A 21057-nucleotide genomic window follows, 5' to 3' on the forward strand; every position below is an offset into this window, starting at 1 on the left:
CGCACCATGTCGATCGACGTCAACAACGAGTCCGGAACCGAGGTCGACGAGCAGGCGATCCTCGACATCGCCCGCTACGCGCTCGCCAGGATGCGGATCCACCCGCTGTCCGAACTCTCGGTGATCGTGGTGGACACCGCGGCCATGGAGCAGCTCCACATCCAGTGGATGGACCTTCCGGGCCCGACGGACGTCATGTCCTTCCCGATGGACGAGCTCCGCCCCCCGGCCAAGGACGACGAGGAGCCCCCGCAGGGGCTCCTCGGTGACATCGTGCTCTGCCCCGAGGTCGCCAAGAAGCAGGGCGAGGACGCCGAGACGGAGCACTCGATGGACGAGGAGCTCCAGCTCCTCACCGTCCACGGAGTGCTGCACCTCCTCGGTTACGACCACGAGGAGCCCGACGAGAAGGCCGAGATGTTCGGACTCCAGGCGGCGATCGTCGACGGCTGGCGCGGTGAGCGCGGGCTGACCGGGCCCTCACCCGCCCCCACCGTTTCGTGAGCCTCCCTCTCGTCTTCGGTGCGGTCCTGCTGGTCGTCGTCGGCTGGCTCGCCGCCTGCGCCGAGACCGGCATCGCGCGCACGTCCAGCTTCCGTGCGGCGGAAGCGGTCCGGGCCGGGCGGCGCGGCAGCGCCAAGCTGGAACAGGTCGCGGCCGACCCCACCCGCTATCTCAACGTGGCCCTGCTCGTGCGGGTCGCCTGCGAGATGTCGGCGGGCGCGCTCGTCACGTACGCCTGCCTCAAGGAGTTCCCCGAGACCTGGGAGGCGCTGGCGGTCGCCATCGGTGTGATGGTCCTCGTCAGCTATGTCGCCATCGGGGTCTCGCCGCGCACCATCGGCCGCCAGCACCCGCTGAACACGGCCACGGCCGCCGCGTACGTCCTGCTGCCGCTGGCCAGGATCATGGGCCCGATCCCACAGCTGCTGATCCTCATCGGCAACGCGCTGACCCCCGGCAAGGGCTTCCGCAAGGGCCCCTTCGCCAGTGAGGCCGAGTTGCGCGCGATGGTCGACCTCGCCGAGCAGGAGTCGCTCATCGAGGACGAGGAGCGCCGCATGGTGCACTCGGTCTTCGAGCTCGGCGACACCCTCGTGCGCGAGGTCATGGTGCCCCGCACCGACCTGGTCTGCATAGAGCGGTACAAGACGGTCCGTCAGGCACTGACCCTCGCCCTGCGCTCCGGCTTCTCGCGGATCCCGGTCACCGGGGAGAACGAGGACGACATCGTCGGGATCGTCTACCTCAAGGACCTGGTCCGCAAGACACACATCAACCGGGACGCGGAGGCGGACCTCGTCTCCACGGCGATGCGCCCCGCCGCGTTCGTCCCCGACACGAAGAACGCCGGTGACCTGCTGCGCGAGATGCAGCAGGACCGCAGCCACGTCGCCGTCGTCATCGACGAGTACGGCGGCACGGCCGGCATCGTCACCATCGAGGACATCCTGGAGGAGATCGTCGGTGAGATCACCGACGAGTACGACCGTGAGCTCCCGCCGGTCCAGGAGCTGGAGAACGGCTGCTTCCGGGTGACCGCCCGGCTCGACATCGGCGACCTCGGCGAGCTGTTCGGCCTCGACGCCTACGACGACGAGGACGTGGAGACGGTCGGCGGTCTGCTGGCGAAGGCGCTCGGGCGGGTCCCGATCTCCGGAGCCTCCTCGGTCGTCGACCTCCCCGACGGCCGCAAGCTCCGCCTCACCGCGGAGTCCCCGGCCGGCCGCAGGAACAAGATCGTCACCGTGCTGGTGGAGCCGGAGGAGGCAGGGACGCCATGACGCCCCAGGAACTGCGCACGTTCTGCCTGGAGTTCAACGCGGGCGTGGAGGAGTTTCCCTTCGGGCCCGAAGCCTCGGTCTTCAAGGTCCTGGGCAAGATGTTCGCCCTCAGTGTGCTCGACGCCCGGCCTCTCAAGATCAGCCTCAAGTGCGATCCGGACGACGCGCTGCGGCTCCGCAAGGAGCACCCCGCCATCGTCCCCGGCTGGCACCTGAACAAGCGGCACTGGAACACCGTGACGGTCTCCGAGCTCCCGGACCGGATGGTCCGGGAGCTCGTGGAGGACAGCTACGACCTGGTGGTGGCCGGGCTCCCCAAGGCGGAACGCCTGCGCCTGGACCGGCCGTAGGCTCTCAGCCGGCCCGGCGCAGCCCGGCTCCCACCGCCAGGCCCGTCACGATCAGGATCACCGCGGCGGCGGCCACCACCAGGCGTACGCCGTCGAACAGCGAACCCTGCGTGGTCGAGAGCACCCCCAGCAGCGGGATGCCGATCGTGAGGCCCACCTGCTGGGTGGTGGTGACCAGGCCGGTCGCCAGGCCCTGCTCCTCGTTCGGCACACCGGACGTGACCGTCAGCCCGTAGCCGATGATCGCCCCGAGGTGGCAGGCGCTCGCCAGCGACACCGCCACGGTGGCCACCCAGACGCCCGAGTCCTCGCCCAGGCCGAGCAACGCCGCGATGAACACGCCCTGGCCGATCAGCGACAGGACCAGCACCCGGCGGGCACCGATAAGGCCGACGACCCTCGGGACGTACACCCCGGCGGCGACCGAGGCCAGGCCCTGGACCCCGAAGACGAGCCCGGTCCCCAGAGCCGACAGGTGCAGCAGGTCCTGGAGGTAGAGGGTGAGGACGAAGACGATGGTGCTCATCATCGAGAAGGTGGCCAGACCGCCCAGATTGCCGAACGCGACCGTACGGCGCCGCAGCATCGGCAGGGAGACCAGCGGCGCGGCCGAGCGCGACTCGATGACGACGAAGGCGGCCGGCAGGGCCACTCCCAGCACCAGGGTGACGCGTACGTCCGTGCCGCCGAAGCCGTGCTCCGCCGCGGTCGACAGTGAGTAGATCAGCGCGAGCAGACCGCCGGTGACGGTGACGGCGCCCGGCACATCGAGCGCGGGCCGCCGCGGGGTACGCGACTCCGACAGCAGCTTCGGCGCCAGGGCGAGCACGATCACGGCGGCGCCGGTCAGCAGGCCCATCGTGGAGCGCCAGCCCAGGGTGTCGGTGAGTACACCGCCCGCCACCATGCCGACGGTGAAGCCGAGGGAGAGCAGGGTGCCGCTGATGCCCAGCGCCCGGTCCCGCAGCGGGCCCTCGGGGAAGGTCGTGGTCAGGAGGGACATCCCGGTCGGCACGATCACAGGTCGTCGCCCAGTTCAGGGCCGCCTGTTCGGACAACCCGGACGACGACGGATTCCGCGCGGTGGTCGCCGAGGTGAAGGAGCTCAGCCCGGAATTCGCGGAGCTCTGGGACCGCCGCGATGTCGCCCCCGGCGGCCAGATCAGCAAGGAGCTCCAGCATCCGCTCGTCGGCACGCTGCATGTGGAATCCACCCAGCTGCGGGTGCCGGCCCGCCCGGACCTGGTGATCGTGCTGCACACACCGCTGCCCGACACGGGCACGGAGGCCAAGCTCCAGTGGCTGGACTCGCCCGAGGGCAGGCGCGGCTCGATGTACCAGGTCCCCGGGTGAACCGACCCCGTCGCGGAGAGGCCGCCCGTGCCCTTCGTATGCTCAGCACATGACCGACAGCACTGACCTCGGCCCCGAGGACCGCAAGATCGTCACCCTGGCACGCAGCGTCCGCGCCCGCAACGGAGTGCCGGAGGGCGCGGCGGTGCGGGACGAGACGGGACGTACGTACGCCGCCGGAACCGTGGCCCTGGAGTCGCTGAAGCTCAGCGCGCTGCAGACCGCCGTCGCGATGGCGGTGGCCAGTGGCGCCACTTCCCTGGAGGCGGCGGCCGTGGTTTCCGGGTCCGTGACCGCCTCGGACGCCGACCTGGCCGCCGTGCGTGACCTGGGCGGTGCCGGCACTCCCGTGCTGCTCGCCGCGCCCGACGGGACGCTCAGGTCGAGCGTGACCGCGGGCTGATTCGGGGCGGCGGCGCCCTCCTGTGCAACTCGGCCGCCGGGATCGGGGAGAATGGGCGCCATGAGCGCTCGACCGAACACCGAAGCCGCTGCGCAGCAGGCTGAGAACACCGCCCCCCACCGGGCCGGCTTCGCCTGCTTCGTGGGCCGCCCCAACGCGGGCAAGTCCACCCTCACGAACGCTCTGGTCGGGAGCAAGGTGGCGATCACCTCCAACCGGCCCCAGACCACCCGGCACACGGTGCGGGGCATCGTGCACCGTGACGACGCCCAGCTGATCCTGGTGGACACGCCAGGGCTCCACAAGCCGCGCACGCTGCTCGGGGAGCGGCTCAACGACGTCGTGCGGACCACCTGGGCCGAGGTCGACGTCATCGGCTTCTGCCTGCCCGCCGACCAGAAGCTCGGCCCGGGCGACAAGTACATCGTCAAGGAACTCGCCGGGATCAAGAAGACCCCGAAGATCGCGATCATCACCAAGACCGACCTGGTCGAGTCCAAGGCGCTCGCCGAGCAGCTGCTGGCCGTCTCCGCGCTGGCCGACGAGCTCGGCTTCGAGTGGGCGGAGATCATCCCGGTCTCGGCGGTCAAGGACCAGCAAGTCGATCTGCTGGGCGATCTGATCGCTCCGCTGCTCCCCGAGAGCCCCCCGCTCTACCCGGAGGGTGACCTCACCGACGAGCCCGAGATGGTCATGGTCGCCGAGCTCATCCGGGAGGCCGCGCTGGAGGGGGTGCGGGACGAGCTGCCGCACTCCATCGCCGTCGTCGTCGAGGAGATGCTGCCCCGCGAGGACCGGCCCGCGGACAAGCCGCTGCTGGACATCCACGCGAACGTCTACATCGAGCGGCCCAGCCAGAAGGGCATCATCATCGGCCCGAAGGGGAAGCGGCTCAAGGACGTCGGCATCAAGTCCCGCAAGCACATCGAGGCGCTGCTGGGTACGCCGGTCTTCCTGGACCTGCATGTGAAGGTCGCCAAGGACTGGCAGCGCGACCCCAAGCAGCTGCGCAAGCTGGGCTTCTGAGCCGGGCCGAGGCCCGCCGGCCGGAGGCCGGCGCAGCCGTGCGAAGCCGCTGAGGCCCCTGGGCCGAGGGGTGCGAGTGCGGCGTGGAGAGTGGGCCCCCAAGCAGCTGCGCAAGCTGGGCCTCTGAGCCGGCTTCCCGTTGCCTGAGCCGGTCTCCCGGGCCGTGATCCGGACGGAAGGCCTACGCGCCTTCCTTGAGGACCCGGGAGATCAGTGTCCGCTGGGCCTCGGTCAGCCGTGGGTCCGCGCAGTCCGCAGTCCGGCCGTCCACGGTGATCCGGTAGCGGAAGCCGTCCGGGACTCCGGCGGGCGGGCCGCCCCGGTCGGCGGCGAGCGCCGACTCGGCCAGGGCTTCCCAGTCGGCGGCGTCGGGCCGTCCCGAGGTCTCGATCTCGCCGTGGCGTGCGATGCCGGCGAACCCGCCGGTCCGGCTCACCTGAATGCGCATGCGTACCGGCTCCTGCCTGACACCTGACACCTGACACCGACCTCGGCCCGGACGGGGGCCCCGGCCCCGCGTGTATCTACCCGGTCAGCGGGTCGGCACGCCCACCTCCGACCATGCCTTGAGCACCGCCTCGGCCTCGTCCCCCTCCCCGAACCTGTGCCGCGCCGCCGTGACCGTGAGCTTGGCGAAGTCCTTGAAGGACGCGTCCTGGGCCAGCTCGCCGCCGGTCAGCACGTCGAACCAGATGCGGCCCGCCCGCTCCCAGGCGTTACCGCCGAGTGCCGTGGCCAGGAGGTGGAAGGCGCGGTTGGGGATGCCGGAGTTGAGGTGGACCCCGCCGTTGTCCTCGTCCGTCTCGATGTAGTCGTCCATCGACCCGGGCTGCGGGTCCTTGCCGAGCACATCGTCGTCGTACGCCGTGCCCGGGGCCTTCATCGAGCGCAGCGCGACACCGCTGACCCGGGGGGCCAGCAGCCCCGCGCCGATCAGCCAGTCGGCCTGGTCCGCGCTCTGGCCCAGCGAGTGCTGCTTGACCAGGGAGCCGAAGACGTCGGACACGGACTCGTTGAGCGCGCCCGACTGGCCCTCGTAGGCGAGGTTGGCGGTGTACTGGGTGAGTCCATGGGTCAGCTCGTGGGCGATCACGTCGATGGCGACGGTGAAGTCCAGGAAGATCTCTCCGTCGCCGTCCCCGAAGACCATCTGCTCGCCGTCGAAGAAGGCGTTGTTGTACTTCTCGTCGTAGTGCACGGAGCCGATGAGCGGGAGGCCCTTGCCGTCGATCGAGCTGCGGCCGTACTCCGTGAGCAGCAGCTCGAAGGTGGCGCCGAGTCCGGCGTACGCGCGGTTGACGCTGGCGTCCTGGGTCGCCTCGTCGCCCTCGTCACGGACCTTGACCCCGGGCAGGTCGGTGCCGTGCCGGCAGTCGTACAGGGTGCGGTGCGGCTTGGTGGGGACGGGCGCCGATGTGCGGGCGGCCTGGACGGTCCGGGCGAGCGCGGTCACCCGCCGGTGGTGCCGCCTGGACCCGTCGGCCTCCAGGGTGCGGCGGGCGGGATCGGCCAGTTGCGGGTCGTCCGACTGGGAGAGCTTGTCGAGGAGGTGGGGCGGCACGATGGTGCAGAAGACGGGCTGGAACCCGTTGTTCGGTCGAAGCTGCATGCAAATGACTGTGGCACTCCGTCACCACTCTGTCACTGGTTGCGATCAGGATTGACGAAATAGAGTGATGTATCACTGTTCCGTCTCCACGACGGACGAATCCCGCATACTGATACGGGCCGACAGGCCGGACGCCCCTCGGTTAGTGTTGCCGCATCGTGCGTTTCGGGCTGCTCCTCCTTAGCTGCCGCGGCGAGGGCCTGTAGTCGTAGGCCGGCTCCCTCCCCGCGGAGTTCGCTGGTGCAGTGACACAGTCGGCCGCCCCTGCTGGACCTCAGAGGAGCCGTACGCCATGACCGCAGTGAATCCCCCCGCGCGCACCGATGCCGTCGCCACCACCCCCGTCGGTGGCCCCACCCCGGTGACCAACGCGGGTCAGCTGCAGAAGCCTTCCGGAATGCCGGTCCACAAGTACCGCGGCTACGAGGCCGTGGACATCGCCGACCGCACCTGGCCCGACAACCGCATCACCGTGGCCCCCCGGTGGCTGTCCACCGATCTGCGCGACGGCAACCAGGCCCTGATCGACCCCATGTCGCCGGCCCGTAAGCGCGAGATGTTCGACCTGCTCGTACGCATGGGCTACAAGGAGATCGAGGTCGGCTTCCCGTCATCCGGCGAGACCGACTTCGCGTTCGTACGCTCCATCATCGAAGAGGGCGCGATCCCCGAGGACGTGACGATCTCCGTCCTGACGCAGGCCCGCGAGGAACTGATCGAGCGCACCGTCGAGTCGCTGGTCGGAGCGCGGCGCGCCACCGTCCACCTGTACAACGCCACCGCACCCACCTTCCGCCGCGTGGTCTTCCGCGGCACGAGGGAAGAGGTCAAGCAGATCGCCGTGGACGGCACCCGTCTGGTCATGGAGTACGCGGACAAGATCCTGGGCGACGAGACGATCTTCGGCTACCAGTACAGCCCGGAGATCTTCACCGACACCGAGCTGGACTTCGCCCTGGAGGTCTGCGAGGCCGTCTGTGACGTCTGGCAGCCCGAGGAGGGCCGCGAGATCATCCTCAATCTGCCCGCCACCGTGGAGCGTTCGACGCCCTCCACCCACGCGGACCGCTTCGAGTGGATGTCGCGCAACCTGTCCCGCCGTGAGCACGTCTGCCTGTCGGTCCACCCGCACAACGACCGGGGCACCGCCGTCGCGGCCGCCGAGCTGGCCATCATGGCGGGCGCCGACCGTATCGAGGGCTGCCTGTTCGGCCAGGGTGAGCGCACCGGCAACGTCGACCTGGTCACGCTGGGCATGAACCTCTTCTCGCAGGGCGTCGACCCGCAGATCGACTTCTCGCAGATCGACGAGATCCGGCGCACCAGCGAGTACTGCAACCAGATGGAGGTTCACCCGCGCCACCCCTACGCGGGCGACCTGGTCTACACCGCCTTCTCCGGCTCCCACCAGGACGCCATCAAGAAGGGCTTCGATGCCATGGAGGCCGACGCGGCCGCCCAGGGCGTGACGGTCGACGACATCGAGTGGGCGGTGCCCTACCTGCCGATCGACCCGAAGGACGTCGGCCGTTCCTACGAGGCGGTCATCCGGGTCAACTCGCAGTCGGGCAAGGGCGGAATCGCCTATGTCCTGAAGAACGACCACAAGCTGGACCTGCCGCGCCGCATGCAGATCGAGTTCTCCCGGATCATTCAGGCCAAGACCGATGCCGACGGCGGCGAGGTCACGCCGACCGCGATCTGGTCGACCTTCCGGGACGAGTACCTGCCCAGCCCGGAGAACGCCTGGGGGCGCGTGCAGATCCGCTCGGGCCAGACGACCACCGGCACCGACGGCCAGGACTCCATCACCGTCGAGGCCACCGTCGACGGCACGGACACGCTGCTGACCGGCACGGGCAACGGCCCGATCTCGGCGTTCTTCGAAGCGCTGCAGGCCGTCGGGGTCGACGCCCGTCTGCTGGACTACACCGAGCACACGATGAGCGAGGGTGCGAGTGCGCAGGCGGCCTCCTACATCGAGTGCGCGATCGACGGCAAGGTGCTGTGGGGCATCGGCATCGACGCCAACACCACGCGTGCCTCGCTGAAGGCGGTCGTCTCCGCGGTCAACCGCGCGACCCGCTGACCCCACCCCGCGGCATTCGGGACATACATCCGATACACCGCTGAACCGCCTGGTCCGAGAACCCCGTTCACCCGCCGAGGGTGGGCGGGGTTCGGCCATATCCCGGTCTTGTGACGTCCAGGATACTGACGCGACATCACGCATGTGGCTAACATCACGTCCAACGTGGCAATGGTGCCTCGGGGGAGTTGCGGAGGTGTGCGACGTGCGGACAGCCAAAGGACAACACACCCTAAGACTGCGCATCTACGGCATCCGTACCGTCTGGGACACCGTCGGTGACGGCGAGTTCTTCTGCCCGTGCTGCGGGGGCGACCGCAACTACCGGCGCCTTACGGGACGTCGGCGCCTCACCGTCCTCGGACTGCCGCTGCTCTCCAGGGGCAGTGCGGGGCCCGTCGTCGAATGCGCCGCCTGCGGGACGCGCTGCGCGCCCGACGCCCTGGACCGCCCCACCACCACCCGCTTCTCGGCGATGCTGCGGGAGGCCGTGCACACCGTCACGCTCGCCGTGCTCGCCGCGGGCGGCACCACCTCCCGTACGGTCCTGGAGACCGCGGCGGCCACCGTCCGCGACGCGGGCCTCGACGACTGCTCCCAGGAGCAGCTCTTCACCATCGTCGAGGTGCTCGCCGCCGACACCGGGGCCGGTGACGGCGCCGACCCCGCGGCCGATGCCTGCGGCGCCGCACTCGCCATCGAGCTCCACGAGGTCCTGAAGCCGCTCGCGCCGCACCTGGCGGTGCCCGGCCGCGAGGCGCTCCTGCTGCGCGGCGCCAGGATCGCGCTCGCCGACGGCCCGTACAGCCCGGCGGAGCGTGAGGTGCTGACCACGGTGGGCGGTGCGCTCCAGCTCTGTCCCGCGGACACGGCGAAGCTCCTGGAGGCCGCGCGTACGCCCTCGTAGGCCCGCCACGCCCCGGTGGGCGACAATGGCCGTATGAGCTTGTTCCGGGACGACGGCGTCGTGCTGCGTACGCAGAAGCTGGGCGAGGCCGACCGGATCATCACGATCCTGACCCGCGGCCACGGGCGGGTGCGCGCCGTCGCGCGCGGGGTGCGCCGCACCAAGTCCAAATTCGGCGCGCGGCTCGAACCCTTCTCCCATGTGGACGTGCAGTTCTTCTCACGCGGCAGCGAGCTGATCGGACGCGGCCTCCCGCTGTGCACCCAGAGCGAGACGATCGCTCCGTACGGCGGCGGCATCGTCTCCGACTACGCCCGCTACACCGCCGGCACCGCGATGCTGGAGACCGCCGAGCGGTTCACCGACCACGAGGGTGAGCCAGCGGTCCAGCAGTACCTGCTGCTCGTCGGAGGGCTGCGCACCCTGGCGCGCGCCGAACACGCGCCGCATCTCATCCTGGACGCGTTCCTGCTGCGCTCGCTGGCCGTCAACGGCTACGCCCCCAGCTTCGTCGACTGCGCCAAGTGCGGAATGCCAGGACCGAACCGGTTCTTCTCCGTCGCGGCGGGCGGCGTCATATGCGGCGACTGCCGGGTGCCCGGCAGCGTCGTACCCTCGGCGGAGGCCGTCGAACTGCTGAGCGCGTTGCTCACGGGCGACTGGGAGACGGCGGACGCGTCCGAGGCGCGTCATGTCAGGGAGGGGAGCGGGCTCGTGTCCGCCTATCTGCACTGGCATCTTGAGCGCGGCCTGCGCTCGCTGCGGTACGTGGAGAAGTGACACAGGGAGACGAGAGAAGCTCATGGCAGTACGCGGGATGCTCGGTGGTCGTAACCGGTCCGATTACAGGACGCCCGAGCCGCACCCCTCCGGCGCGACCCCGCCGAAGATCCCCGGCGAGATCGTGCCCAAGCACGTCGCCATCGTGATGGACGGTAACGGCCGCTGGGCCAAGGAGCGGGGTCTTCCGCGCACCGAGGGCCACAAGGTCGGTGAGGGCGTCGTCATGGACGTTCTCAAGGGCTGTATCGAGATGGGCGTCAAGAACCTCTCGCTGTACGCGTTCTCCACGGAGAACTGGAAGCGTTCGCCGGAGGAGGTGAAGTTCCTCATGAACTTCAACCGGGACGTCATCCGGCGCCGCCGCGACGAGATGGACGAGCTCGGCATCCGTATCCGCTGGGTCGGCCGCATGCCGAAGCTGTGGAAGTCCGTCGTCCAGGAGCTCCAGGTCGCCCAGGAGCAGACCAAGGACAACGACAGGATGACGCTGTACTTCTGCGTCAACTACGGCGGCCGGGCCGAGATCGCCGACGCGGCGCGGCGCATCGCCGAGGACGTCGCGGCGGGGAGGCTCGACCCCTCGAAGGTCAACGAGAAGACGTTCGCGAAGTACATCTACTACCCGGACATGCCGGACGTCGACCTCTTCGTGCGGCCCAGCGGGGAGCAGCGCACGTCCAACTACCTGATCTGGCAGAGCGCCTACGCCGAGATGGTCTTCCAGGACGTCCTGTGGCCGGACTTCGACCGCCGCGACCTGTGGAACGCCTGCCTGGAGTTCGCCCGGCGCGACCGGCGCTTCGGCGGCGCAGAGGAGATCACCAAGGCCTGAGGGCCTGTCGCGCAAGACGCGTGGAGGGGGCCCCGACGCCGGGGCCCCCTCCACGCGTCCGTGTGCCGGGGGTGTCAGCCCTCGGCGCCCGCGCACTCCGCGCAGGTCCCGAAGATCTCCACCGTGTGTGCCACGTTCACATAGCCGTGCTGGGCGGCGATGGTCTCGGCCCACTGCTCCACGGCGGGACCCTCCACCTCGACGGCCTTGCCGCAGACGCGGCAGACCAGATGGTGGTGGTGGTCACCGGTCGAGCAGCGCCGGTAGACGGCCTCGCCGTCGGTCGTGCGCAGGACGTCGACCTCGCCCGCGTCGGCCAGGGACTGGAGCGTGCGGTAGACCGTGGTCAGCCCGACCGAGTCACCCCGGTGTTTGAGCACATCGTGCAGATCCTGGGCACTGCGGAACTCGTCGACCTCGTCGAGCGCCGCCGCGACCGCCGCCCGCTGCCGGGTGGACCGGCCGCGCACCGGAGCCGCGTTCGTGCCACTGATCGGCGCCGTCGCCACAGCTGCCTCCTCGTGTCGCCCGTACGTGTGTCGGGCCATTGTGCCAGCCCGCCCCGTCGACACGGTCACACCTGAACGTCGTCCGGTGCCGGGCGGGCAGCCGGTACCTCAAGGGTGCACCGCTCCGCCTCGCTCTCGCGGAGCCGCGCGCGTCTGCGGGCCAGCGGCGTGGCGAGCGCCGTCAGCAGGATGAACGCGGCGATGGCCAGCAGCACGATCGTCGCGCCGGGCGGCACGTCCTGGTAGTACGAGGCCACGGTGCCGGCCAGCGTGACGGCCGTGCCGATGACGACGGCCAGCACGAACGTCACCTTGAAGGACTTCGAGATCTGCTGGGCGGCGGCGACGGGCACCACCATCAGCGCGCTGACCAGCAGCAGGCCGACGACCCGCATCGCCACGGTGACGGTGACGGCGGCCGTCACGGCGACCAGCAGATTGAGCGCGCGCACCGGCAGCCCGGTGACCCGGGCGAACTCCTCGTCCTGGCTGACCGCGAACAGCTGACGCCGCAGCCCGACAGTGACGAGGATCACGAAGGCGGCCAGGACGGTGATGGTGGTGACGTCCTCCTCGGAGACCGTCGAGAGCGAGCCGAAGAGATACGACGTGAGGTTGGCGTTGGAGCCGGTGTCGGAGAGGTTGATCAGCATCACCCCGCCCGCCATGCCGCCGTAGAAGAGCATGGCCAGGGCGATGTCGCCCCGGGTGCGTCCGTACCAGCGGATGAGTTCCATGACGACCGAGCCGGCCACGGCGACCAGCGTCGCCATCCAGACCGGGTTGGTGGAGAGCAGGAAGCCGAGGCCGACGCCGGTCATCGCGACGTGCCCGATGCCGTCGCCCATCAGGGCCTGGCGGCGCTGGACGAGATAGATGCCGATGGCGGGGGCGGTGATCCCGACCAGGACGGCCGCGATCAGGGCCCGCTGCATGAAGGGGGGGTTCAGGAATTCCAGCATGATCAGGTCAGCAGTCCCGTCCGGACGGGCTCGGAGGCCGCGTGGGGGTGTACGTGGTCGTGGCCGGGCAGGGCGTGCTGGCCCACGGCCTCGGGGGGCGGTCCGTCGTGCATGACGCAGCCGTCGCGCAGGACGATCGCCCGGTCGATCAGCGGCTCCAGGGCGCCGAGCTCGTGCAGGACGAGGAGCACCGTCGCCCCGCCGGCGACCTGCTCGCGCAGTGTCGTGGCGAGGATCTCCTGGCTGGCCAGGTCGACGCCCGCCATCGGCTCGTCCATGATCAGCGCCTCGGGCTCGGCGGCCAGCGCGCGGGCGATCAGCACCCGCTGGTGCTGGCCGCCGGAGAGCGCGTTCACGGAGTCCTTGGCGCGGTCGCCGAGGCCGACGAGCTCGATGGCCCGGTCCACGGCCGCCCGGTCCGCCTTGCCGGGGATCCTCAGCTTCGTACGCGACAGCCGCCCGGAGGCGACGACCTCGCGGATCGTGGCGGGGACGCCGCCCGCCGCCGTGGTGCGCTGCGGTACGTATCCGACGCGGGACCACCGGCGGAAGCGGCGCAGCGGTGTGCCGAACAGCTCGACGCTGCCACCGGTGAGCGGCACCTGGCCGATGACGGAGCGTACGGCGGTGGACTTGCCCGATCCGTTGGCGCCGAGCAGCGCCACAACCTCGCCCCGGTGGACGGTGAGGTCGACACCGCGCAGCACCGGGCGCGCGCCGAGCGTCGCCGTGGCTCCGCGCATGCTGATCACGGGTTCTGGCGTACTGGGCTCGGGCATGATCGCCTCCGGTGCTGCTACGGGTGGTCCGGGTACCGCGGGGGTCACTTCGCGCCGAGAGCCTTCTGCAGGGCTGCGAGGTTGGACTTCATGACCTCGATGTAGTCAGCACCGGCGGACTTGTCGGTGATTCCTTCCAGCGGGTCCAGAACTCCGGTCTTCAGTCCGAGGTCCTTCGCCAGGGTCTTCGCGGTCTTGTCACTGGCGAGCGTCTCGAAGAATACGGTGGTCGCGTTGTTCTTCTCCGCGATGGTGTGGATCTCGTCGATCCGGGCCGGGCTGGGCTCGGCCTCGGGGTCGAGGCCGGCGATGCCCTCCTGGACGAGGCCGTAGCGCTCGGCGAGGTATCCGAAGGCGGAGTGCGTGGTGATGAACGTCTTGGTCGCGGTGTCCTTCAGCCCGGTCTTGTACGCGGTGTTCAGCTCGTCGAGCTCGGTGACCAGGGTGTCCGTGTTCTTGCGGTAGTCGGCGGCGTGGTCGGGGTCGGCCTTCTCCAGGGACTTGCCGACACCCTTGGCGACCTCGGCGTACTTCACCGGGTCCAGCCAGATGTGCGGGTCGAGGCCGGCCTCCTCGCCCTCGTGGTCGTGGTCCTCGCCGTGCTCCTCGTCTTCGCCGTGGTCGTGGTCGTGGGCGTCGACCTCGGAGCCGTGGTCCTCGAGCGTGGTGAGCTTCGCCGCGTCCACGGTGTTCTTCACACCGGCCTGGGCGACGGCGTCGTCCACGGCGGGCTGGATGCCCTTGAGGAAGAGGATGTAGTCGGCGTCACTCAGTCCGCCGATCTGCTTGGGGGAGAGCTCCAGGTCGTGCGGCTCGGTCCCCGGCTTCGTCAGGCTCGTGACGGAGACGTGCGACCCGCCGATCTCCTCGGCGAGGAACTGCATCGGGTAGAAGGACGCCACCACGTCCAGTGTGCCGTCGCTCCCGCCCTCGGCCGCGTCGGAGGTGGAACAGGCGGAGAGCGCGGTGAGGCCGAGAGCGACTGCTCCGGCGACGGCGGCTGTGGGTATGAGGCGACGTACGTTCATGACAGTCATTTTCAACAAAAGTGGAAACGATTGTCAACAAGGCTGATGAGATGCCCGGATCCGGACCGGGTGACCGCGATGCGCCCCACCGATTTGATATGGGGGGTGCGCCCGCCGGTAATCTGGGGTATTCGCCCGCCCGTCATTCGAGCACCCCCCACCGAGGCGCTCGCCGCGCCGCCCCCCTGTCCAACTTTCGTCGTCGTAATGAAGAGAGCACCGTGGCCGCCGACAAGATCGACACCATCGTCAGCCTGAGCAAGCGCCGTGGCTTCGTCTACCCCTGCAGTGAGATCTACGGTGGCCAGAAGGCCGCCTGGGATTACGGGCCACTGGGCGTCGAGCTGAAGGAGAACCTCAAGCGCCAGTGGTGGCGCTACATGGTCACCTCGCGCGAGGACGTGGTCGGTCTCGACTCGTCGGTCATCCTGGCCCCCGAGGTCTGGGTCGCCTCCGGCCATGTCGCCACGTTCTCCGACCCGCTCACCGAGTGCACCTCCTGTCACAAGCGCTACCGCGCCGACCACCTGGAGGAGGCGTACGAGGAGAAGCACGGCAAGCCCCCGGTCAACGGCCTCGCCGACCTCAACTGCCCCAACTGCGGCAACAAGGGCACCTTCACCGAGCCCAAGCAGTTCTCGGGTCTGCTCTCCACCCACCTCGGCCCCACCCAGGACTCCGGCTCGGTCGCCTACCTGCGCCCCGAGACCGCCCAGGGCATCTTCACCAACTTCGGCCAGGTGCAGCAGACCTCGCGCAAGAAGCCGCCGTTCGGCATCGCCCAGATGGGCAAGTCCTTCCGGAACGAGATCACTCCGGGCAACTTCATCTTCCGCACGCGTGAGTTCGAGCAGATGGAGATGGAGTTCTTCGTCAAGCCGGGCGAGGACGAGGAGTGGCAGGAGTACTGGATGCAGCAGCGCTGGAACTGGTACACCGGCCTCGGCATGCGCGAGGAGAACATGCGCTGGTTCGAGCACCCGCAGGAGAAGCTCTCCCACTACTCGAAGCGCACCGCCGACATCGAGTACCGCTTCCGCTTCGGCGGCGGCGAGTGGGGCGAGCTGGAGGGTGTCGCCAACCGCACCGACTACGACCTCACGGCGCACTCCAAGGCCTCCGGCACGGACCTCTCCTACTTCGACCAGGAGAAGAGCGAGCGCTACACGCCGTACGTCATCGAGCCCGCGGCCGGTGTCGGCCGCGCGATGCTGGCGTTCCTCCTCGACGCGTACAGCGAGGACGAGGCTCCCAACGCCAAGGGCGTCATGGAGAAGCGCGCCGTGATGCGCCTCGACCCGCGCCTCGCGCCGGTCAAGGTCGCCGTCCTGCCGCTGTCCCGCAACCCGCAGCTGTCGCCGAAGGCCAAGGGCCTGGCCACCGACCTGCGGCAGAACTGGAACATCGAGTTCGACGACGCGGGCGCCATCGGCCGCCGCTACCGTCGCCAGGACGAGATCGGCACGCCGTTCTGCGTCACCGTCGACTTCGACACCCTCGACGACAACGCGGTGACCGTGCGCGAGCGCGACACGATGAAGCAGGAGCGCGTCTCCCTGGACCAGATCCAGAGCTACCTCGGCTCCCGCCTGCTGGGCTGCTGACGCACCCGCTCCACAGCACGAAGCCCCCGGTTCCGCCGCACGGAACCGGGGGCTTCGTGCACACTGGGCGCACTCGTCCACAGGGAGGCCAGGATGCCGTCCATGACCACGAGCAAGGTCAGCAGATGGGACCAGCACGGCCGTGAACACGTCGTCCACGTAAGGAAGTCGGGAATGTCGCGGCAGTTGACCTGCGACACCTGCGGATGGCGCAAGGGCGCGCAGTTCCTGCCCTGGCTCAAGGCCGAGGAGCATCTGACCGAGGCTCATCAGGCCACGGTCGACCCGACGGCCTGAGAGGCTGTCGGGCGCGGCGGAAAAAACCGGATGAGGTACCCCCTTCCGCCGGGGTACCTTGTCGCCATGTCTTCGTTCTTCCAGATCTACGAGTGAGCGCGCGACGGGCCCGACCGCCCGTCGCCCACCGGATCGATACACGACACGTCATCCTCACCTCCTCATGACGAACGGGAGAACACCGTGGCCAAGAGCCGCAACAACCTCCTCGGCGTGGGCGGACAGCGCAAGAAGCTGTCCCGCGCCGAACAGCAGGGCGCGGGCCCCGCGCGCAACGACGACCGCAAGGCCGCCGAGGACAAGAAGCAGGAGCTGGTGCGCAAGATGCGCGAGCGCGCCGCCGCTGCCGCCGAGGCCGCGCCGGCGCAGGACGCCCCGGCCGACAGCTGATCCCCTCGTACGACCGCGGGCCCGGACCACCTCGGTGGTCCGGGCCCGTGTCCGTCCCGCTCACCTCACTGCACGGGGCAGACGCAGGCTCAGCAGGGTCGTCAGGACGACGGCCGCCAGCTGCACGAGCAGCGTCACGATCAGCGCGTCCCGCATCCCCGAGCCCGAGGCCAGCGACAGGAATAGCGTGCCGAGTGTGGCGACCCCCAGCGCCAGGGTGGCCTGCTGGGTCGTCGTCATCACACCGCCGCCCACCCCGGCACGCTCGGCCGGTACGTCGGACAGCACGATCCGCATCAGCACGGGCAGTTGCAGCCCCTGCCCCAGGCCCGCGATCGCGATGCCGGGCAGCAGGCCCAGCAGCCCGAGGTCCGGCCAGCCGCGCCACACGGTCAGCGCCAGCACCGTGACGCCGACGCCCTGGATCAGCCCGCCGGCCGTCACGACCCGGCTGCCGAAGCGGCGTACCAGCCTGGGGCCGGCCAGCGAGGCCACGAAGAAGGCGGTGGCCATCGGCGCCAGGGAAAGACCTGCCGCGGCCGGGCCCATCTCCAGGCCTTGCTGGAGGGCCACCGCGATCACGAACATGAAGCCGCCGAAGCCGATCGAGAACGGCACCACCAGAGCCAGCCCGCGCCGCAGCGAGACAAGCCGCAGCAGGCTCGGCGGCACCAGCGGTGTCCTGCCCAGCGCGTCGGCCCGGCGCTCCACCCGGTAGAAGGCCGCCGCGGCGAACGGGAACAGGGCGAGGGACACCCAGGTCCACAGCGGCCAGCCCGCGGCCCGTCCCTCGGTCAGCGGGGCCAGCAGCGTCACCAGGGACGCGGCCAGCAGGAGCGTGCCGGGTACGTCGACGGGGGCGGGCCGGTCCGAACGCGTCTCCGGCACCGTGCGCACGGCCAGGACCAGCCCCACCACCGCCACCGGGACGTTCACCAGGAACACCGACCGCCAGCCCGCGCTCTCGCCGAACACCGAGGACAGCGGGGCCGCGGAGACCAGGACGCCGCCGAGGATCTGGCCGGCGACCATGGAGAGCCCCGCGGTCGCCCCGTACAGGCTCATGGCACGCGCCCTACGGTGCCCTGCCGTGGCCGACTGGATGGTGGCGAGCACCTGCGGCAGCATCAGCGCCGCGGCGGCGCCCTGCGCCACCCGTGCCCCCACGAGGGTCCAGGCGTCAGGGGCCAGACCGCAGGCGAGCGAGGTGAGACCGAAGGCGGCCATCCCGATGAGGAAGAGCCTGCGCCGTCCGGCCATGTCGCCGAGGCGCCCGCCGAGGACGAGCAGTACGGCGTAGGAGAGGCCGTAGCCCGCGACGACCAGCTCCAGGAGCGCGGGGCCCGCGGCCAGGTCGTGGTCGATGGTCGGCAGGGCGACGTTGACGATGAAGAAGTCGATGAGAGGCAGTGCCGCGCCGAGCAGCACGGTGAACAGCCCGAGCCCGCCGAGCACCGGCGTGGGGTGGTCGTGCCGTGCCACCGGGGTGCGGGTGGCGGATGGGTTCGTCAGTACAGAGGATTCACTCACGGCATCGACGATGGACCTCTCCTCAGCCTGGTACCAGAGTGTCTTTATCCTGGTACACGGAGCACCTGGCAATACGCCCGGACATTCGGCACGCTGGAAGCATGGCGACCGTGGCGAGCGAAGCACCCGAGACCGAGATCCGGCGGCACGAGCTTGCCGGATTCCTCCGCAGCCGTCGTGAGCGGATCACCCCCGAGCAGGTCGGCCTGGCCAGGGGCCGCCGCAGGCGGACCCCGGGGCTGCGCCGAGAAGAGGTCGCACAGCTCTCCGCCGTCGGCGTCACCTGGTACACCTGGCTGGAGCAGGCGCGCGACATCCAGGTCTCCCCGCAGGTCCTCGACTCCCTGGCCCGCGCCCTGCTGCTGGACCGCAGCGAGCGCACCCACCTCTTCGCACTCGCCGGTGCCGTCGACCCCGCGCCGGGCTCGGACTGCACCGGCATCACCCCGGCCTTCCAGGAGATGCTCACGCGCCTGGAGCCCTTCCCGGCCTGCATCCAGAACAGCCGGTACGACATCCTCGCCTACAACCGCACCTACGGCAGGCTGCTGTGCGACCTGGACGAGGTCGCCCCCGAGGACCGCAACTGCATGCTGCTCGCCTACATCAACGAGCAGTGGCGCTCCTCCGTCGTCGATCTGCCCGGCATGCGCCGGGTGATGGCCGCCAAGTTCCGCGCCGCGATGGCGGAGCATCTGGCCGAGCCCGCCTGGAAGGCGCTGCTGGCGAGGCTGGAGGCCGTCTCGCCCGAATTCGGCGAGATCTGGGCCCGGCACGAGGTCGTCGGGCCGTCGAACCGCACCAAGATCTTCCGTAACGCCGAGGTGGGGCTGCTCAGGCTCGATCACACGGATCTGTGGCTCGGCCCGTCGGCGGGCCCGCGCATGGTGACGTACGTCCCCTCGGACGAGCAGTCACGGCTGGGGGTGGAGCGGCTGATGGCGACCGTGCTCGCGGAGTCCGGCGAGGAGTCCGCCGCCGATCGGATCCCCACCACCGGTCAGCCCCTCGTGGATTCCCGTGCGGCGTCCTTCGTGGAGGCCTGAGCGGCGTCCTGCGTGGAGGCCTCAGCGGGCGGCATCCCCGCCGCGTGGGGCGTGCGGGACAATGGGGCCATGACCACGCTCGCCGCCCCTGCCCTCCCGCTGCTCCGGATCGGCCCGCACACCGTGCAGCCGCCGGTGGTGCTCGCGCCCATGGCCGGCATCACCAACGCACCGTTCCGCACCCTGTGCCGAGAGTTCTCGGGGGGCAAGGGGCTGTTCGTCAGCGAGATGATCACCACACGGGCGCTGGTCGAGCGCAACGAGAAGACCATGCAGCTCATCCACTTCGACGCGAGCGAGACCCCGCGCTCCATCCAGCTGTACGGGGTGGACCCGGTCACCGTCGGCAAGGCGGTCCGGATGATCGTCGACGAGGGCCTCGCCGATCACATCGATCTGAACTTCGGCTGCCCCGTCCCCAAGGTCACCCGCAAGGGCGGCGGCTCCGCGCTCCCGTACAAGCGTCCGCTCCTCCGCGCGATCCTCCGTGAGGCCGTGGCCGAGGCGGGCGATCTGCCGGTCACCATCAAGATGCGCAAGGGCATCGACGACGACTACACCACCTACCTCGACGCGGGCCGCATCGCCGTGGAGGAGGGCATCACGGCCGTCGCCCTGCACGGCAGGACCACCGCCCAGCACTACGGCGGCACGGCCGACTGGGACGCCATCGCGCGCCTCAAGGAGCACGTCCCGGAGATCCCGGTCCTCGGCAACGGCGACATCTGGAGCGCCGACGACGCGCTGCGGATGATGCGGGAGACGGGCTGCGACGGCGTCGTCGTCGGCCGTGGCTGCCTGGGGCGCCCCTGGCTCTTCGGTGACCTGGTCGGCGCCTTCGAGGGCACGGGGGAGAGGCAGGCGCCGGCCCTGCGCCAGGTCGCGGAGGTCATGCTGCGGCACGCGACGCTGCTGGGGGAGTGGATCGGTGACGAGAGCCGGGGCGTGATCGACTTCCGTAAGCATGTGGCCTGGTATCTCAAGGGCTTCGCCGTCGGTTCGGACATGCGCAGGAGGCTCGCGGTCACCTCGTCCCTGGAGGAACTGGGCGGGCAGCTCCAGGAGCTCGACCTGGACCAGCCCTGGCCGGACGGCGCGGACGGCCCGCGAGGGCGTACCTCGGGCAACAACCGGGTGGCGCTGCCGGACGGCTGGCTCAAGGACCCGTACGACTGCGCGGGCGTGGGCGCCGAGGCGGAGCTGGACACCTCGGGCGGCTGACCGGGGCCCTGCGTCGGGCCCCTGCACCGGGGCACCGAGTGCCCCACGAGGGGGCCTGCTCAGATGAGCGGTATTTTCCCCTTGAATGCCGTGCGTTGCGCCGCGATTTCGCGGTGGAGGGGTGAGATCACCTCCTCCCGAGAGGTTCCGATCACGCTCTGTCGAGTACGCATAGCTTGATGGTGACCAGATGTCGACGCGCGGGCGTCCGGATAGTGACATCTGAGCGCGGGTCGGGGCGTGATTCTCGCCACCCCTGAGGGGTGTTTAGCTCAGATGAGCGCTCTTTTGGTTGCTGTACTTCTCAAATGGCGGCACTGGGTGCCAGGCGGGTTTACTTTGATCGATCAAAGCATCCCTCACTCTGTGTGGAGCTCAAGTGCCATGATGCGCACCATCGGTGATGGTGCCTTCAAGAGGTGAACGTTCTTCCTCCATGTGGCGCAGGGGCGCATCACTTTCGATCTGCTGGCGGACGGGTGGTTGCGCCCTCACGACGCGCAAGTGGCCGTACCCAGAAGCCTTCGATCTGGGTATGTTCCTCGCCGTCAGGGC

Annotated in this window: 21 protein-coding genes and 2 pseudogenes; 15 read left to right on the forward strand and 8 right to left on the reverse strand. The window is 69.8% G+C overall.

Annotation, left to right across the window (positions count from 1 at the left end; translation table 11 throughout):
* Window positions 1-6: 6 nt before the first annotated feature.
* The 3 genes from ybeY to OG623_RS24195 are packed head-to-tail and all read left to right on the forward strand — an operon-like array spanning window position 7 to window position 2134.
* A complete protein-coding gene (gene ybeY, locus OG623_RS24185; protein ID WP_406149198.1) occupies window positions 7-504 on the forward strand; it encodes an rRNA maturation RNase YbeY in 498 nt (165 codons plus the stop codon).
* The gene (locus OG623_RS24190) at window positions 501-1784 is read left to right on the forward strand and encodes a hemolysin family protein (RefSeq protein ID WP_406149200.1); all 1284 of its coding nucleotides are present in this window, start codon (window positions 501-503) and stop codon (window positions 1782-1784) included. Before ybeY ends, OG623_RS24190 begins: the two co-directional genes overlap by 4 nt.
* Window positions 1781-2134, forward strand: a complete 354-nt coding sequence (locus OG623_RS24195) for an MmcQ/YjbR family DNA-binding protein (protein ID WP_406149201.1) — start codon at window positions 1781-1783, stop codon at window positions 2132-2134. The genes OG623_RS24190 and OG623_RS24195 overlap by 4 nt, the downstream gene beginning before the upstream one ends.
* Before the next feature lie 4 nt (window positions 2135-2138).
* Here the strand turns inward: OG623_RS24195 and OG623_RS24200 are convergent.
* Window positions 2139-3155, reverse strand: a pseudogene (locus OG623_RS24200) (MFS transporter); the annotation flags it as partial.
* Between OG623_RS24200 and OG623_RS24205 the strand changes: the two are divergent.
* The 3 genes and pseudogenes from OG623_RS24205 to era form a co-directional block, all read left to right on the forward strand.
* Window positions 3152-3487, forward strand: a pseudogene (locus OG623_RS24205) (XRE family transcriptional regulator); the annotation flags it as partial. The pseudogenes OG623_RS24200 and OG623_RS24205 overlap by 4 nt on opposite strands.
* 49 nt (window positions 3488-3536) lie before the next feature.
* Window positions 3537-3890: a cytidine deaminase gene (locus OG623_RS24210; RefSeq protein ID WP_406149202.1), complete on the forward strand. Its 354-nt coding sequence runs from the start codon at window positions 3537-3539 to the stop codon at window positions 3888-3890.
* A 51-nt stretch (window positions 3891-3941) separates the two neighbouring features.
* Window positions 3942-4916: a GTPase Era gene (gene era, locus OG623_RS24215; RefSeq protein WP_406149203.1), complete on the forward strand. Its 975-nt coding sequence runs from the start codon at window positions 3942-3944 to the stop codon at window positions 4914-4916.
* 181 nt (window positions 4917-5097) lie between these two features.
* Here the strand turns inward: era and OG623_RS24220 are convergent, their stop codons facing one another.
* Window positions 5098-5364 carry a protealysin inhibitor emfourin gene (locus OG623_RS24220; protein WP_406149204.1) on the reverse strand — a complete coding sequence of 89 codons (267 nt, stop codon included), beginning with the start codon at window positions 5362-5364 and terminating at the stop codon, window positions 5098-5100.
* A gap of 84 nt (window positions 5365-5448) precedes the next feature.
* Entirely contained in the window at window positions 5449-6525 is a 1077-nt protein-coding gene (locus OG623_RS24225; protein ID WP_406149206.1) for a M4 family metallopeptidase, read from the reverse strand.
* Between the two features lie 292 nt (window positions 6526-6817).
* On the opposite strand from OG623_RS24225, the gene leuA reads away from it, so the two are divergent.
* From leuA to OG623_RS24245, 4 genes are all read left to right on the forward strand, one after another.
* On the forward strand, window positions 6818-8614 hold the full coding sequence (gene leuA, locus OG623_RS24230; RefSeq protein ID WP_406149208.1) for a 2-isopropylmalate synthase: 1797 nt from the start codon (window positions 6818-6820) through the stop codon (window positions 8612-8614).
* 205 nt (window positions 8615-8819) lie between these two features.
* Window positions 8820-9521 (forward strand): TerB family tellurite resistance protein, encoded by a 702-nt coding sequence (locus tag OG623_RS24235; RefSeq protein WP_406149210.1) that lies wholly within the window; start codon window positions 8820-8822, stop codon window positions 9519-9521.
* Window positions 9522-9554: 33 nt separating this feature from the next.
* The gene (recO, locus tag OG623_RS24240) at window positions 9555-10301 is read left to right on the forward strand and encodes a DNA repair protein RecO (RefSeq protein ID WP_406149211.1); all 747 of its coding nucleotides are present in this window, start codon (window positions 9555-9557) and stop codon (window positions 10299-10301) included.
* 22 nt (window positions 10302-10323) lie between these two features.
* Window positions 10324-11136 (forward strand): isoprenyl transferase, encoded by an 813-nt coding sequence (locus OG623_RS24245; RefSeq protein ID WP_406149213.1) that lies wholly within the window; start codon window positions 10324-10326, stop codon window positions 11134-11136.
* A gap of 74 nt (window positions 11137-11210) precedes the next feature.
* Here the strand turns inward: OG623_RS24245 and OG623_RS24250 are convergent, their stop codons facing one another.
* The 4 genes from OG623_RS24250 to OG623_RS24265 form a co-directional block, all read right to left on the reverse strand.
* Complete coding sequence (locus OG623_RS24250; RefSeq protein WP_406149215.1) at window positions 11211-11645, reverse strand: Fur family transcriptional regulator; 435 nt, start codon at window positions 11643-11645, stop codon at window positions 11211-11213.
* 65 nt (window positions 11646-11710) lie between these two features.
* On the reverse strand, window positions 11711-12610 hold the full coding sequence (locus tag OG623_RS24255) for a metal ABC transporter permease (RefSeq protein WP_406151981.1): 900 nt from the start codon (window positions 12608-12610) through the stop codon (window positions 11711-11713).
* Entirely contained in the window at window positions 12610-13386 is a 777-nt protein-coding gene (locus tag OG623_RS24260; RefSeq protein ID WP_406149217.1) for a metal ABC transporter ATP-binding protein, read from the reverse strand. The genes OG623_RS24255 and OG623_RS24260 overlap by 1 nt, the downstream gene beginning before the upstream one ends.
* Window positions 13387-13430: 44 nt before the next feature.
* Complete coding sequence (locus OG623_RS24265; RefSeq protein ID WP_406149219.1) at window positions 13431-14414, reverse strand: metal ABC transporter substrate-binding protein; 984 nt, start codon at window positions 14412-14414, stop codon at window positions 13431-13433.
* Window positions 14415-14635: 221 nt separating this feature from the next.
* Between OG623_RS24265 and OG623_RS24270 the strand changes: the two genes are divergently transcribed.
* The 3 genes from OG623_RS24270 to OG623_RS24280 all read left to right on the forward strand — a co-directional run bounded on the left by OG623_RS24270 (window position 14636) and on the right by OG623_RS24280 (window position 16705).
* Entirely contained in the window at window positions 14636-16018 is a 1383-nt protein-coding gene (locus OG623_RS24270) for a glycine--tRNA ligase (protein ID WP_406149220.1), read from the forward strand.
* A 93-nt stretch (window positions 16019-16111) separates the two neighbouring features.
* The gene (locus OG623_RS24275; protein WP_362887775.1) at window positions 16112-16315 is read left to right on the forward strand and encodes a hypothetical protein; all 204 of its coding nucleotides are present in this window, start codon (window positions 16112-16114) and stop codon (window positions 16313-16315) included.
* A gap of 183 nt (window positions 16316-16498) precedes the next feature.
* Window positions 16499-16705, forward strand: coding sequence for a DUF6243 family protein (locus OG623_RS24280; protein ID WP_406149222.1), 207 nt, complete (start codon window positions 16499-16501; stop codon window positions 16703-16705).
* 60 nt (window positions 16706-16765) lie between these two features.
* Here OG623_RS24280 and OG623_RS24285 read toward each other — a convergent pair whose 3' ends face one another.
* The gene (locus tag OG623_RS24285) at window positions 16766-18235 is read right to left on the reverse strand and encodes an MFS transporter (protein ID WP_406149223.1); all 1470 of its coding nucleotides are present in this window, start codon (window positions 18233-18235) and stop codon (window positions 16766-16768) included.
* Between the two features lie 101 nt (window positions 18236-18336).
* Here OG623_RS24285 and OG623_RS24290 point away from each other — a divergent pair, with 101 nt between their 5' ends.
* Window positions 18337-19281 carry a helix-turn-helix transcriptional regulator gene (locus tag OG623_RS24290; protein WP_406149224.1) on the forward strand — a complete coding sequence of 315 codons (945 nt, stop codon included), beginning with the start codon at window positions 18337-18339 and terminating at the stop codon, window positions 19279-19281.
* Window positions 19282-19350: 69 nt separating this feature from the next.
* Window positions 19351-20502, forward strand: a complete 1152-nt coding sequence (gene dusB, locus OG623_RS24295; protein ID WP_406149226.1) for a tRNA dihydrouridine synthase DusB — start codon at window positions 19351-19353, stop codon at window positions 20500-20502.
* The last annotated feature ends 555 nt before the right edge of the window (window positions 20503-21057 follow it).

This window comes from Streptomyces sp. NBC_01012 (assembly GCF_045162755.1).
Lineage (GTDB): Bacteria > Actinomycetota > Actinomycetes > Streptomycetales > Streptomycetaceae > Streptomyces.

Bases quoted from the DNA above. Each gene is read 5' to 3' on its own strand.
- ybeY (WP_406149198.1), top strand. From the start codon at position 7: ATGTCGATCGACGTCAACAACGAGTCCGGAACCGAGGTCGACGAGCAG.
- OG623_RS24195 (WP_406149201.1), top strand. From the start codon at position 1,781: ATGACGCCCCAGGAACTGCGCACGTTCTGCCTGGAGTTCAACGCGGGC.
- OG623_RS24210 (WP_406149202.1), top strand. From the start codon at position 3,537: ATGACCGACAGCACTGACCTCGGCCCCGAGGACCGCAAGATCGTCACC.
- era (WP_406149203.1), top strand. From the start codon at position 3,942: ATGGGCGCCATGAGCGCTCGACCGAACACCGAAGCCGCTGCGCAGCAG.
- OG623_RS24220 (WP_406149204.1), bottom strand. From the start codon at position 5,364: ATGCGCATTCAGGTGAGCCGGACCGGCGGGTTCGCCGGCATCGCACGC.
- OG623_RS24225 (WP_406149206.1), bottom strand. From the start codon at position 6,525: ATGCAGCTTCGACCGAACAACGGGTTCCAGCCCGTCTTCTGCACCATC.
- leuA (WP_406149208.1), top strand. From the start codon at position 6,818: ATGACCGCAGTGAATCCCCCCGCGCGCACCGATGCCGTCGCCACCACC.
- recO (WP_406149211.1), top strand. From the start codon at position 9,555: ATGAGCTTGTTCCGGGACGACGGCGTCGTGCTGCGTACGCAGAAGCTG.
- OG623_RS24245 (WP_406149213.1), top strand. From the start codon at position 10,324: ATGGCAGTACGCGGGATGCTCGGTGGTCGTAACCGGTCCGATTACAGG.
- OG623_RS24260 (WP_406149217.1), bottom strand. From the start codon at position 13,386: ATGCCCGAGCCCAGTACGCCAGAACCCGTGATCAGCATGCGCGGAGCC.
- OG623_RS24265 (WP_406149219.1), bottom strand. From the start codon at position 14,414: ATGAACGTACGTCGCCTCATACCCACAGCCGCCGTCGCCGGAGCAGTC.
- OG623_RS24275 (WP_362887775.1), top strand. From the start codon at position 16,112: ATGCCGTCCATGACCACGAGCAAGGTCAGCAGATGGGACCAGCACGGC.
- OG623_RS24290 (WP_406149224.1), top strand. From the start codon at position 18,337: ATGGCGACCGTGGCGAGCGAAGCACCCGAGACCGAGATCCGGCGGCAC.
- dusB (WP_406149226.1), top strand. From the start codon at position 19,351: ATGACCACGCTCGCCGCCCCTGCCCTCCCGCTGCTCCGGATCGGCCCG.